The organism is Streptomyces sp. ISL-12, from assembly GCF_018614415.1.
Classification (GTDB): domain Bacteria; phylum Actinomycetota; class Actinomycetes; order Streptomycetales; family Streptomycetaceae; genus Streptomyces.
The window spans coordinates 17,839-30,549 of the sequence record NZ_JAGGOO010000019.1; the positions used below are offsets into that span (position 1 = coordinate 17,839).

The 12,711-nt window shown below is 72.5% G+C and carries 15 protein-coding genes; 13 read left to right on the forward strand and 2 right to left on the reverse strand.

Going from position 1 to position 12,711, the window contains the following annotated elements; translation table 11 throughout:
- The first annotated feature begins 6 nt into the window (after positions 1-6).
- The 11 genes from sufC to J7I94_RS05550 all read left to right on the forward strand — a co-directional run bounded on the left by sufC (position 7) and on the right by J7I94_RS05550 (position 8,609).
- Entirely contained in the window at positions 7-771 is a 765-nt protein-coding gene (sufC, locus tag J7I94_RS05500; RefSeq protein WP_215165553.1) for a Fe-S cluster assembly ATPase SufC, read from the forward strand.
- Positions 768-2,024, forward strand: coding sequence for a cysteine desulfurase (locus tag J7I94_RS05505; RefSeq protein WP_215165555.1), 1,257 nt, complete (start codon positions 768-770; stop codon positions 2,022-2,024). Before sufC ends, J7I94_RS05505 begins: the two co-directional genes overlap by 4 nt.
- Positions 2,025-2,035: 11 nt before the next feature.
- Positions 2,036-2,509: a Fe-S cluster assembly sulfur transfer protein SufU gene (gene sufU / locus J7I94_RS05510; protein ID WP_215165557.1), complete on the forward strand. Its 474-nt coding sequence runs from the start codon at positions 2,036-2,038 to the stop codon at positions 2,507-2,509.
- Positions 2,506-2,838 carry a metal-sulfur cluster assembly factor gene (locus J7I94_RS05515; RefSeq protein ID WP_215165559.1) on the forward strand — a complete coding sequence of 111 codons (333 nt, stop codon included), beginning with the start codon at positions 2,506-2,508 and terminating at the stop codon, positions 2,836-2,838. Before sufU ends, J7I94_RS05515 begins: the two co-directional genes overlap by 4 nt.
- A gap of 117 nt (positions 2,839-2,955) precedes the next feature.
- A complete protein-coding gene (locus tag J7I94_RS05520; RefSeq protein WP_215165561.1) occupies positions 2,956-3,945 on the forward strand; it encodes a sulfotransferase in 990 nt (329 codons plus the stop codon).
- Between the two features lie 50 nt (positions 3,946-3,995).
- Positions 3,996-4,316, forward strand: coding sequence for a multidrug efflux SMR transporter (locus J7I94_RS05525; RefSeq protein WP_215165562.1), 321 nt, complete (start codon positions 3,996-3,998; stop codon positions 4,314-4,316).
- Positions 4,316-4,870: a TetR/AcrR family transcriptional regulator gene (locus tag J7I94_RS05530; protein ID WP_215165563.1), complete on the forward strand. Its 555-nt coding sequence runs from the start codon at positions 4,316-4,318 to the stop codon at positions 4,868-4,870. The genes J7I94_RS05525 and J7I94_RS05530 overlap by 1 nt, the downstream gene beginning before the upstream one ends.
- A gap of 391 nt (positions 4,871-5,261) precedes the next feature.
- The gene (gene dapD, locus J7I94_RS05535; protein WP_215165564.1) at positions 5,262-6,251 is read left to right on the forward strand and encodes a 2,3,4,5-tetrahydropyridine-2,6-dicarboxylate N-succinyltransferase; all 990 of its coding nucleotides are present in this window, start codon (positions 5,262-5,264) and stop codon (positions 6,249-6,251) included.
- Between the two features lie 226 nt (positions 6,252-6,477).
- Complete coding sequence (locus J7I94_RS05540) at positions 6,478-6,702, forward strand: hypothetical protein (protein ID WP_215165565.1); 225 nt, start codon at positions 6,478-6,480, stop codon at positions 6,700-6,702.
- 138 nt (positions 6,703-6,840) lie between these two features.
- Positions 6,841-7,392 (forward strand): SigE family RNA polymerase sigma factor, encoded by a 552-nt coding sequence (locus tag J7I94_RS05545; protein WP_215165566.1) that lies wholly within the window; start codon positions 6,841-6,843, stop codon positions 7,390-7,392.
- Complete coding sequence (locus tag J7I94_RS05550; protein WP_215165567.1) at positions 7,389-8,609, forward strand: WD40 repeat domain-containing protein; 1,221 nt, start codon at positions 7,389-7,391, stop codon at positions 8,607-8,609. Before J7I94_RS05545 ends, J7I94_RS05550 begins: the two co-directional genes overlap by 4 nt.
- Here the strand turns inward: J7I94_RS05550 and dapA are convergent.
- A complete protein-coding gene (dapA, locus tag J7I94_RS05555; RefSeq protein WP_215165568.1) occupies positions 8,599-9,501 on the reverse strand; it encodes a 4-hydroxy-tetrahydrodipicolinate synthase in 903 nt (300 codons plus the stop codon). The two genes, J7I94_RS05550 and dapA, sit on opposite strands and share 11 nt — an antisense overlap.
- A gap of 185 nt (positions 9,502-9,686) precedes the next feature.
- Here dapA and J7I94_RS05560 point away from each other — a divergent pair, with 185 nt between their 5' ends.
- Together J7I94_RS05560 and J7I94_RS05565 are read left to right on the forward strand one after the other, a co-directional pair.
- Positions 9,687-10,070, forward strand: coding sequence for a DUF3618 domain-containing protein (locus J7I94_RS05560; protein WP_215165569.1), 384 nt, complete (start codon positions 9,687-9,689; stop codon positions 10,068-10,070).
- A 92-nt stretch (positions 10,071-10,162) separates the two neighbouring features.
- Positions 10,163-10,870: an antibiotic biosynthesis monooxygenase gene (locus tag J7I94_RS05565; RefSeq protein WP_215165570.1), complete on the forward strand. Its 708-nt coding sequence runs from the start codon at positions 10,163-10,165 to the stop codon at positions 10,868-10,870.
- On the opposite strand, the gene J7I94_RS05570 is transcribed toward J7I94_RS05565, so the two are convergent.
- Positions 10,830-12,647 (reverse strand): endonuclease/exonuclease/phosphatase family protein, encoded by a 1,818-nt coding sequence (locus J7I94_RS05570; protein ID WP_215165571.1) that lies wholly within the window; start codon positions 12,645-12,647, stop codon positions 10,830-10,832. The genes J7I94_RS05565 and J7I94_RS05570 overlap by 41 nt on opposite strands.
- Between the last annotated feature and the right edge of the window lie 64 nt (positions 12,648-12,711).

Below are 12,711 nucleotides of genomic sequence, written 5' to 3' on the forward strand. Positions count from 1 at the left end.
GCACCCATGGCAACGCTTGAAATCCGAGACCTGCACGTCACCGTCGAGGCCGACAACGCCACGAAGGAGATTCTCAAGGGTGTCGACCTGACCGTGAAGCAGGGCGAGACGCACGCCATCATGGGCCCCAACGGCTCCGGCAAGTCGACCCTCGCCTACTCCCTCGCGGGTCACCCCAAGTACACGATCACCGGCGGCACCGTCACCCTCGACGGCGAGGACGTCATCGAGATGTCCGTCGACGAGCGCGCCCGCGCCGGCCTCTTCCTCGCCATGCAGTACCCGGTCGAGGTCCCCGGCGTCTCCGTCTCCAACTTCCTGCGCACCTCCGCCACCGCCATCCGCGGCGAAGCCCCCAAGCTGCGTACCTGGGTGAAGGAGGTCAAGGAGGCCATGGAGCGCCTCAACATGGACCCCGCCTTCGCCGAGCGCAACGTCAACGAGGGCTTCTCCGGCGGTGAGAAGAAGCGCCACGAGATCCTCCAGCTGGAGCTGCTCAAGCCGAAGGTCGCGATCCTCGACGAGACCGACTCCGGCCTCGACGTCGACGCGCTGCGCATCGTGTCCGAGGGCGTCAACCGCGTCCGCGAGTCCGGCGAGGTCGGCACCCTGCTGATCACGCACTACACGCGCATCCTGCGCTACATCAAGCCCGACTTCGTCCACGTCTTCTCAGGCGGCCGCATCGTGGAGTCCGGCGGCGCCGAACTCGCCGACAAGCTGGAGGAAGAGGGCTACGAGGCATACACGAAGGGTGGCGTATCCGCGTGACACAGCTGCCGGGCCTCCTCGACACCGAGGCGATCCGCAAGGACTTCCCCATCCTGGACCGCCAGGTCCACGAAGGGCGCAAGCTCGTGTACCTGGACAACGCGGCGACGTCGCAGAAGCCGCGTCAGGTGCTCGACGCTCTCAGCGAGTACTACGAGAGCTACAACGCCAACGTCCACCGTGGCGTGCACGTCCTCGCCGAGGAGGCCACGGCGCTGTACGAGGGCGCGCGCGACAAGGTCGCGGAGTTCATCAACGCGCCCTCCCGCGACGAGGTGGTCTTCACCAAGAACGCCTCCGAGTCGCTCAACCTCGTCGCGAACATGCTGGGCTGGGCCGACGAGCCCTACCGCGTGGACTCCGACACCGAGATCGTCATCACGGAGATGGAGCACCACTCCAACATCGTGCCGTGGCAGCTGCTCGCGCAGCGCACCGGCGCGAAGCTCCGCTGGTTCGGCCTGACCGACGACGGCCGCCTCGACCTGTCCAACATCGAGGAGATCATCACCGAGAAGACGAAGATCGTCTCCTTCGTGCTGGTCTCCAACATCCTGGGCACCCAGAACCCGGTCGAGGCGATCGTCCGCCGCGCCCAGGAGGTCGGCGCCCTGGTGTGCATCGACGCCTCCCAGGCCGCGCCGCACATGCCGCTGGACGTCCAGGCCCTCCAGGCCGACTTCGTGGCCTTCACCGGCCACAAGATGTGCGCCCCGACCGGCATCGGCGTCCTGTGGGGCCGCCAGGAACTCCTGGAGGACCTGCCCCCGTTCCTCGGCGGCGGCGAGATGATCGAGACGGTGTCGATGCACTCCTCGACCTACGCGCCCGCCCCGCACAAGTTCGAGGCGGGCACGCCCCCGATCGCCCAGGCGGTCGGCCTCGGCGCGGCGATCGACTACCTGTCGGCGATCGGCATGGACAAGATCCTCGCCCATGAGCACGCCCTGACCGACTACGCGGTCAAGCGGCTGATGGAGGTCCCGGACCTCCGCATAATCGGCCCGACGTCGTCGGAGGAGCGCGGCGCCGCGATCTCCTTCACGCTCGGTGACATCCACCCGCACGACGTGGGTCAGGTCCTCGACGAGCAGGGCATCGCGGTCCGGGTCGGCCACCACTGCGCCCGGCCCGTCTGCCTCCGCTACGGAATTCCTGCGACCACGCGAGCGTCGTTCTATCTGTACTCCTCGCCGGCCGAGATCGACGCCCTGGTCGACGGCTTGGAGCACGTACGGAACTTCTTCGGATGAGGGGCTGAGGCGTGAAGCTGGACTCCATGTACCAGGAAGTCATCCTGGACCACTACAAGAACCCGCACGGGCGTGGTCTGCGCGATGGCGACGCCGAGGTTCACCACGTGAACCCGACGTGCGGCGACGAGATCACCCTCCGAGTGAAGTACGACGGCACGACGATCGAGGACGTCTCGTACGAGGGGCAGGGCTGTTCCATCAGCCAGGCGTCGGCCTCCGTACTGAACGACCTGCTCGTCGGCAAGGACCTCACCCAGGCGCAGAAGATCCAGGAGACCTTCCTGGAGCTGATGCAGTCCAAGGGCAAGCTGGAGCCCGACGACGCGATGGAGGACGTCCTGGAGGACGCCGTCGCGTTCGCCGGGGTGTCGAAGTACCCGGCCCGGGTCAAGTGCGCCCTCCTGAGCTGGATGGCGTGGAAGGACGCGACGGCCCAGGCGCTGGACGGCGCCGGCACCGACGCCGAAAGGAAGACGGCATGACCGAGACCGTTGAGATGAAGCCGGCTTCCGAGGAGGAGCTGCGCGAGGCCCTGATGGACGTCGTCGACCCCGAGCTGGGCATCGACGTCGTCAACCTGGGCCTGATCTACGGCATCCACGTCGACGACGCCAACATCGCGACCGTCGACATGACCCTGACCTCGGCGGCCTGTCCGCTGACCGACGTCATCGAGGACCAGGCCAAGTCCGCCACGGACGGCCTCGTCAGCGAACTGCGCATCAACTGGGTCTGGATGCCGCCGTGGGGCCCCGACAAGATCACGGACGACGGGCGGGAGCAGCTGCGCGCGCTCGGCTTCAACGTCTGAGCCACCCCTCGCCGTACGACGGCCTCCGGTGCGACCCGCCGGGGGCCGTCGCCGTTTCACATCCCTTTCTCCCCTCGCTCTCAGCCTCCGCTCAGACCCGCGCGGCAGCGTGGGCCGGTGACCGCTTCCACCCGCCCCGTCTTCCTGCTCGGCTGTCCCCGCTCCGGCACCACCCTGCTCCAGCTGATGCTGCACGCCCACCCGAGGATCGCGCTGCCGCCGGAGAACCGCTTCGTGCTCCCGGCCTACGAGCGCCGGCTGGCCTTCGGCGACCTGCGCGACCGCGGCAACCGGGCCGGGCTGGCCCAGTGGATCACCGGGCGGCAGGAGACCCGCTTCCACGAGCTGGGACTCGACACGGCGACCGTGGCGTCCCGCATCACCGACGGACCGCCGACCCTCGGCTCTGCGCTGGGCACCGCGCTGCGGGCCTACGCCGAACAGCACGGCAAGACCCGCTGGGGCGACAAGCGCCCGGCGTACGCCCTGCACGTCCCGGAGATCCTGCGCCTCTTCCCCGACGCGCAGTTCGTGCACCTGGTGCGCGACGGACGGGACTGCGTCGCCTCGCTGCTGCGGATGCCGTGGTGGCACGCCGGGTTCCACGAGGCGGTCGCCACCTGGTCCCAGGTCATGGACACCACCCGCCGCCACGCCCGCCGCCTGGGCCCGGACAGCTGGCACGAACTGCGCTACGAGGATCTGCTGACCGACCCCGAACCGGTGCTGCGGGGGCTGTGCGCCTACCTGGGCGAGGAGTACGACCCCTCGATGACCGAGCCGTACCGGCTCGCGGAGGTCGCCGTGCCCGCCCGCAAGACCTGGCACCGCAACACCCACGGCGCGCTGGACGCCTCCCGCTCGGGCACCTGGCGGCAGCGGCTCACTCCCGACCAGATCCGCCTGTGCGAGGCCGCGCTCGGCGACCGGCTGACGCGGGCCGGCTACGAGCCGAGCGGCGCGGTCCGCCCCGCCCCCGGCGAGCTGCTCCGCTACCGCCGGGTGTCGGCACTGCGCCGCGCGGCCCACGCCAGGCGGCGGCTGCGCGACCGGCGGACACGGCAGAGGGAACGGGGCCCGGTCGCGGAGGTGCCGCCCGGCATCTGATCACCTGTTATGTGTACGCCCGTACACGACTCCTGTGTACGCTCGTCCGCATGGGATACCTGCTGCTCGTCGGCGCCATCGCCGCGGAGGTCGCCGGCACCACCGCGATGAAGTACAGCGAGGGGTTCAGCAGACTGGTGCCGAGCCTGCTCACGGTGGCCGGTTACGTCATCTCCTTCACCCTGCTGGCCCAGACCCTGAAGACGCTGTCCGTCGGCACGGCCTACGCCATCTGGTCCGGCCTCGGCACGGCCGCCATCGCCACGATCGGCGTCGTCTTCATGGGCGAGGGCATGACCGCCGCCAAGGCCGCCGGGATCGGGCTGATCATCGTAGGAGTGGTGGTGCTGAACCTGGGCGGGGCGCACTGATGCCCCGCCGCCACGACCCCGGCCGCCGGCAGCGGATCATCGACGCGGCGATCCGGGTGGTGGGCCGGGGCGGCATCGCGGGGCTCAGCCACCGCACGGTCGCCGCGGAGGCGGACGTACCGCTCGGCTCCACGACGTACCACTTCGCGACGCTGGACGAGCTGCTGGTGGCGGCGCTGCGCCAGGCGAACGAGGGCTTCGCCGAGGTGCTGGCGGCCCACCCGGCGCTCAGGGACCCGGCCGCCGACCTGGCCGGGGGACTCGCCCGGGTGCTGGGGGAGTGGCTGGCGGGCGACCGCACGGGGGTGGAGCTGGAGTACGAGCTGTACCTGGCGGCCCTGCGGCGGCCCGCCCTGCGCCCGGTGGCGGCGGAGTGGGCGGACGGCGTGGCCGACCTGCTCGCCCCCCGCACCGACCCGGTCACCGCGCGGGCGGTGGTCGCGCTGATGGACGGGATCTGCCTGCAGGTGCTGCTGACGGGGACGGCGTACGACGAGGGGTACGCGCGGGAGGTGCTGGGACGGGTGCTCGGCCGGACGGCGACCGGCGGGTGAGGTGCCCGGCGGGCTGCCGGTCCGGGTGCTCGGTCCGGCCGGTGACCGGCGGACGAGGTGGGCCGGTGGGGTGCCGGGCCGGGTGCTCGGCCGGGCGGCGACCGGCGGACGAGGTGGGCCGGTGGGGTGCCGGGCCGGGTGCTCGGCCGGGCGGCGACCGGCGGGTGAGGTGCCCGGCGGGCTGCCGGTCCGGATGTCCGGCCCGGCCGGTGACTGGGGGGTGAGGTGCCCGGCGGGCTGCCGGTCCGGATGCTCGGCCCGGCCGGTGACCGGCGGACGAGGTGGGCCGGTGGGGTGCCGGGCCGGGTGCTCGGCCGGGCGGCGACCGGCGGGTGAGGCGTCCCAGTGGGCTGGTTCGCCCTCGGCACGCCCGGCCGGTTAAGTTGCCCCCATGACCGACACGACTGCTCCCCGCACCACCGGTGCCGTGGCCGCCGGCCTGGCCACCGTCGCCGCCGACGGCACCGTTCTCGACACCTGGTTCCCCGCCCCCGAACTGGTCGACGGGCCCGGCCCGTCCGGCACCGAGCGCCTCACCGCCGAACAGGCCGCCGAACTCCTCGGCGGCGGCGCCACCGCCGCCGTCGGCCCGGACACCCGCCGGGGCGTCGAGGTGGTCGCGGTCCGCACGGTCATCGCCTCCCTGGACGAGAAGCCGATCGACGCGCACGACGTCTACCTGCGCCTCCACCTGCTCTCCCACCGCCTGGTCAAGCCGCACGGCCAGAACCTGGACGGCATCTTCGCCCACCTCGCCAACGTCGCCTGGACCTCGCTGGGCCCGGTCGCCGTCGACGACCTGGAGAAGGTCCGGCTGAACGCCCGCGCGGAGGGCCTGCACCTCCAGGTCACCTCGGTCGACAAGTTCCCCCGCATGACGGACTACGTCGCCCCCAAGGGCGTGCGCATCGCCGACGCCGACCGCGTCCGCCTGGGCGCGCACCTCGCCGAGGGCACCACGGTCATGCACGAGGGCTTCGTCAACTTCAACGCGGGCACGCTGGGCACGTCGATGGTCGAGGGCCGCATCTCCGCCGGCGTCGTCATCGGCGACGGCTCGGACATCGGCGGCGGCGCCTCCACGATGGGCACGCTGTCCGGCGGCGGCAACGTCATCATCTCCATCGGCGAGCGCTGCCTGATCGGCGCCGAGGCGGGCGTCGGCATCGCGCTGGGCGACGAGTGCGTGGTAGAGGCCGGCCTCTACGTCACCGCCGGCACGCGCGTCACGATGCCCGACGGCGAGATCGTCAAGGCCCGCGAACTCTCCGGCGCGTCCAACATCCTCTTCCGCCGCAACTCGGTGACGGGGACGGTGGAGGCCCGGCCGAACAACGCGGTGTGGGGCGGGCTGAACGACGTGCTGCACAGCCACAACTGAGCACGGGAGCTTCCGCCCCGCTTCGGCAGTGACGAGCTGTCCGGAGCGGGGCGGACCCTTGCTCACCGCCTCTTCGCGCGGGGCGCTGCTCCCTGATCATGTCCGTCGGGCCGGTGGTCTCCCGCAGCGGCGGGAAGCCGGGCGTGACCTCCGGAGGGGTTCGGCAGATGAACAGGCGGACGCTTCTGTCCGATCAGACGCCGAACCGACGAAACGAGGTCCTGGTATGAGGAACGAGCGGGCGAAGGGTGTGGCGCGTTGGGTGACCGGGGCGGGGGCCGCGGCCGTGGTCTGCTGGCTTCCGGCGGGGGCCGCGCACGCCGACGAGACCAACACCGACTCGCACAACGGGCCCCGGATCGGGCTGGTGAACGTCGGGCAGGTCGACGACCCGATGGAGGACGTGCTGGAGCACACGCTGCTGTTCGGGGACGGTTACCGCTGGCAGTGACCTGACGTACGTGTGCCGGTGAGCGCCGGGGGCCGTCACGCGGGTTCCGGCGCGCAGGCATAGTGGTGGGTGGTCGCACGCGTCACCAGGGGCACGGGGGCCGGACAGCGGGTCCGCCCGGGGCACGAGAAGGTGACGATGGATGCGCAGGCCGAGGAGAGTTTCCGCGAGTTCGTGGCGAACCGGTCGTCCGCGCTGCTGAAGACCGCCGTCCTGCTGAGCGGCGGCGACCGGCACGCGGGCGAGGACCTGCTGCAGAACGCGTTGATCAAGGTGGCGGGGCGCTGGCACCGGGTCGAGGAGCCCGAGGCGTACGTCCGGCAGGTCCTGTACCGGCAGCAGGTCAGCCGCTGGCGGCTGAAGTGGCCGAGGCGGGAGGTGAGCGTCGGCCGGCCGCCCGAGACCGGTACGGACGCCGACGCCGTGGCCGCCGCCGACCTGCGGCTCGTCATGCGCGGGGCGCTCGCCCGGCTGACCGCGCGGCAGCGGACGGTGCTGGTGCTCCGCTACTTCGAGGACCTTCCCGAGGCCGACGTCGCCCGGCTGCTGGGGTGTTCCGTCGGCACCGTACGGTCCACCACCCATCGTTCGCTGGCCCGGCTGCGGGCCGTCGCCCCCGAACTGGCCGCCCTGGGCCCGGCGGGGCCGCGGCCGGTCGGCAACCCCTCGCCCCTGGAGGTGCGTTCGTGAACGTCGAGAGCCTGGTGCGGGACACGTTGCGGGAACAGGCCGCCGGGCAGCGGGCGGTGGAGCCCGGGTTCGCCGACCGGGTGCTCGCGGTCCGTCGGCGTCGGCGCAGGGTGCGGGGGCTGGCGTCCGTGGCCGCCGTCGTCACCACCGTGATCGCGATCGCCGTGGGGGTCCCCCTGCTGGACTCCGGCCGGGATTCCGGCCGGCACGAACCCCCGGCCGCCGGGAACGGGATCAGCGCCCACCCGGACCAGTCGCCACCCCGTGATCTCATCGCGGCGGGGGACGTGGCCCTGGCCGCCTACTACACGGCCGAGACCGTCGAACGGACCGCCGGCGAGGGCGTCAGCCGGCGCACCTACTGGCTGCTCGACCCGGCCACGGGACGGTACGAGAAGGACGACCGGTGGTCGTACGTCGCCGTCGCGCCCGGGATGCGGACGGCGGCCGTCCTGGAACGGGACCTGCCGGCCGACCGCATCGGCATCCTCGACCTCGCCACGGGAGACGTCGACCGGTGGGTCAAGGTGGGCCACGGGGTCGGCGGGCTCGCCTACTCCCGGGACGGCGGCCGGATCGTCGCGACGACCTACGACGAGAACCCCGATCTGCGGGTACGGGTCCAGGCCGCCGAGGGCGGCGGCGAGGCGTGGATGTCGGAGTCCGGCGGGACGAGCCGTACCGGGTTCCTGGTCCTCGACGTCGTCACCGACGAGAGCACCTGGAGCGCCGTACCGGCCGGCCGTGACGTCAACGCCCGCGAGGACTTCGCCTTCTCCCGCACCGGACAGCTGGTCTACTCGCGGGTCGTCGGTGAGCGGGACGGACTCCAGCGGTTCTACGACCTGAGCGGAGCGAAGACCGCCGCGCCCGCCGACGAGCGGTATCTGCGCTCCGACGTACCCGCCCGGCTCTCCCCGGACGGACGGCTCGCCGCGCTCGGGCTGGCCAAGGAGCGGAAGGACACGTCATGGTCGTCGATCCGGGATCCGCGGACCGGCGAGGAGGTCACCGAGGTGCGCGGTGCCACCCTGCTCGCCTGGGCGGACGACCGTCGGCTCATCGCCTGGGAACGGGCGCCGGGAGTGGCGGAGTACCGGCCACGCTTGGTCCTGGTGACCCTCGGGAGCGACGAAGTGACCCAGCTGTCCGGTACGCGGGTGCCGGACGACGACTTCGACCGTCAGGAGTGGGAGCCCGTGTTCGTCACCCGGTGACGTCCGCGGCCAGGCGTTCGTACGCCGCCCGCAGCCCGTCGGCCGCCTCCCGGCCGGCGGGGCGCAGGGGCGCGCGGACCGGGCCCCCGGGGAGGCCGAGGTGGTGGAGGAGGGCCTTGGCGGTCACCGTTCCGGGCAGGCCCGCGGCCATCATCGCCTCGATCAGCTCGCTCGCCCCCAGTTGGAGCCGGGCCGCCTCGGCCGTGCGGCCCGCGTCGTGGGCGTCCAGGATCGCGCGCATGCGGCCCGGGATCACGTTCGCCACCGTACTGACGTAGCCGGTGCCGCCCGTCGCGTACAGCGCCAGGGCGTACTCGTCGCAGCCGGTGTAGTACGCCAAGTCGGTGCGGGACAGCACCCGCTGGGTGCCGAGGAGGTCGTACGCGCAGTCCTTGACGGCGACGATCCGGGGGTGGCCGGCGAGGCGGAGCAGTGTGGCGGGTTCGACGCGGGTGCCGGTGCGGGCCGGGATGTCGTAGAGCATGACCGGGAGGTCCGACGCGTCGGCGACCTCGCGGAAGTGGGCCTCCAGCGCGTCCTGCGGCGGCCTGCTGTAGTACGGCGTGACCACCAGCAGGCCGTCCGCGCCGGCGCGCTGGGCCGCGCGGGCCAGGGCCGTGGTGTGGCGGGTGTCGGCGCTGCCCACCCCGGCCACGATCGTCGCCCGGTCGCCCACCGCCTCCCGTACCGCCGAGATCAGCTCGGTCTTCTCGGTGTCCGTGGTGGTGGGGGACTCGCCCGTCGTCCCCGACAGGACCAGGCCGTCGCAGCCCCGCGTCACGAGGTGGTCGGCGAGGCGGCCGGCGCCGTCGAGGTCGAGGGCGCCGGCGTCGGTGAAGGGCGTGACCATGGCGCACAGGGCGCGGCCGAAGGGAGGGGCGGTGGTCGTCATGGGAGGAGTGTCGGCCGGTGGAGTGTGCAGCTCCACTTAATATCCCTACCGATTTCCGGTAAGCGTCGCTGAAATGTCGTGCACGGCCGCGCACCGGGCCGCCCGGGAAGGAGCGTGCGTAGCGGGCGGCGGGGCCGGGTACCCGGGGCCGCCAGGAACGGAGCAGGCCGAGGGAGGGCGCACTGATGACGAAGTCGAGGGGCGGCAGCGGTACGGCGGCGGTCGGGGCCAAGGGGCCCGACGAGCTGCGGCGTCAGATCGAGGAGGTCCGCGAGCGGCTCGGGGACACCGTCGGGGAGCTGGCGGGCCGGGCGGATGTGAAGGGGCGGGCGACGGCACGCGCCGCCGACCTGCGGGACAAGGCCGGTGCGCTGACCGTGCAACTGCGCAGCAGCGCCGCGCGGGCCGGGCACACGGTGCAGGACCGGGCGAGCCGGGCCGGCCGCGGTGTGCCGGAACCGGTGCGGACGGGGCTGCGGCAGCCGCGGCCGGTGCTGATCGCCGGCGCGGTGGTGGGCGCGGTCGTCGCGGTCGGGGTGCTGTGGCGGCGGGGCGGCGGACGCCGCTGACGTGGAGTCGGGGGTCTTCCTTGACCTCAAGTCCGGTTGAGGTCGGAGGGTGGTGGGCGCAGGCGACGATCACCCACTCGACGGAGGCCGGCATGACCCGCCGTACCGACACCCACCCCGATCTCACCCGTCCGGACGCCGGGGCACCCTTCTTCAGTACCTGGCGGGTAGGCACGCCCGAGCGGCAGCGACAGGCGGTGGAGGCGATCGCCCGGACCTGGGAGCGGCGGCCGTGGCCCGCCGACGGCCTGCGGAGCTATCACGTCTACACCGGCCATGACGGTGAGACCCTGCTGCACCACTCCCAGTGGGCGAGCGAGCAGGCGTACGAGGCGTTCGTCAAGACGCACCGGCAGGAACGGGTCGACGAGATCGACACCGCCGTGCCGGGGATCGAGCGGCTGGGGCTCGGGCGGTACCGCCGGCACGGCGGCCTGGAGCGGGCGGCCGGGGACACGCGCGTCCCCGGCCTCGTCGTCATCGTGCGCGCCGACTTCGCACCGGAGGCCGCGGAGCGCCGCGCCGGCTGGGTCGACCTGCTCCTCGGGACGGTCGAGCGCGGCCACGGGCTGATCTCCGCCCACTTCCACCTGAGCACCGACGGCACCCACGTCCTGAACTACGCCGAGTGGGAGAGCGCCGGCGCGTACGACGACGTGCCGGCCGCTCACTGGGACGGGGCCCGGACCTGGCCGGGGCTGCGCGGCTTCACCAGCGGCCGGTACGGCCACGCCCTCGGCCTCGTGCCGGGCCCGTCCGCTACGGACGGAACCGCAGCACCTGCGGGTCGTGGTCGCTGATCTGGTCGTGGAACTCGGCGTTGACGTGCACGCTGTCGTAACGGAAGTGCCCGCCGCGCCGGATCGACGGGCTGACCAGGATCTGGTCCAGGACCTGGCTGTTGCCCTGGTAGACGTACGAGTAACGCTCGTCGCGCGGCAGCGACTTGACCGCCGACCACAGGGCCCCGCCGTCCTCCAGGAGCTTGGTGGTCGTGGAGAACTCGAAGTCGTTGATGTCGCCGAGGGTGACGACGTCGGCGTTCTTCTGGGTGGCGAGGATGTCCTTGACGAAGGCGTTGACGGCCGTGGCCTGGAGGTGGCGCTGCGTCTCGGAGCCGCGCGTCGGGGGCTGGTACTGGCTGGTCAGCCCCTGGTCGCCGCCCTTGGAGGCGAAGTGGTTGGCGATGACGAAGACCGTCTTGCCGCGGAAGACGAACTCGCCGGCCAGCGGCTTGCGGCTGTTCTCCCAGGCCTCGTCCGTCGGGTCGACGCGGCCGGGGGAGAGGGTGAGCGCCGCCTTGCCGCGGACCTTCGTCACCTCCGTGGCCGTCGTCGCGTCGCCGCCCGCGCGGTCGGTGAAGGAGACCCGCTCCGGGTTGAACAGGAACACCTGGCGGATGTTGCCGCCGGGCTCGCCGCCGTCCTCGCCGTCGGCCGGGTCGACCGAGCGCCAGTCGTAGCGCGGGCCGCCCGCCGCCACGATCGCGTCGATCAGCTTCGCCATCGTCTCGTCGGCGGCGACCGTGCCGTCGTTCACGGCACCGTTGTCGTCCTGGATCTCCTCCAGGGACACGATGTCGGGCGAGGCGAGGTTGTGCGTGATCGCCTCCGCGTGCGCGGCGAAGGTGTCGTCGGACGGGTCGAGGTTCTCGACGTTGTACGTCGCCACCGCCAGCTCGTCGCGCTGCTGCGCGCGGGTGGTCTCGCGCTCCGTGCCGCCGTCGCGCAGGGTCCCGAGCCGGTTGGCCACGAGGGTGTAGCCGCCGTACTGGTTGTAGTCCAGCGGGCCCGCCGTGGTGCCGGCGAGGGTGTCGCCCACGGTCGCGTCGGGGAAGTCGGCGACCGCGCCCAGGGACTGGATCTGGAGCCGGCCGGTGTTCTGGGAGTCGTAGGAGCCGTAGACCGTGCCGCCGCCCGCGCTCGGGTGCTCCTCGGGCTTCACCGTCACCCACAGCTCGGTGTACGGGTCGGTGGCGCCCACCACGCGGGTGTCGGTGACCTGGACGTTCATGCCCTCCAGGGACTCGTAGTAGTCCAGGGCGTAGCGGGAGGGGCGCAGCGGCAGGGTGTTGACGGAGCCGCCGTCGGCCTCGGGGGTGTAGGCGCGCGGCACCGAGCGGGCGGTGATCCGGGTCGCGGCCGGGACCGTGTTGCCGGACGAGACGACGGTGACCGTGGGGCGGGTGATCTCGGTCAGCGACTGGTTGCCGGAGGAGGTGCCGCCGGGGACGTACTCCGAGACCGTGCCGGAGACGGTGACCGCGTCGCCGACCGTGACCTTCGGGGTGGAGCTGGTGAAGACGAATATGCCTTCGCTGGTGGCCGGGTCGGCGTCCGGGGACGGGTCCTGGATCCAGAAGCCCTTGGAGGAGCCGTAGGTCCGGGTGCCGGTGACGATTCCGGCCACGTCGGTGACCTGCTGACCGGCGTACGGGGAGAGCCTCGTGGTGCCCTGGACGTCGTGGACGCGCACCGAGGCCGCGTGCGCGGACGGGACGAGGACGACGGTGGACGCCGCTGAGCAGACGGCGGCGACGGTGAGCGCGGCGAGGCGCGCGGACGACTTGCTCGGCATGGGGTCCCTCCGGGGACGTGACGTCAAGCGCCGGGAAGCGTGGGGCGGGAAGCATCGGGAGGGG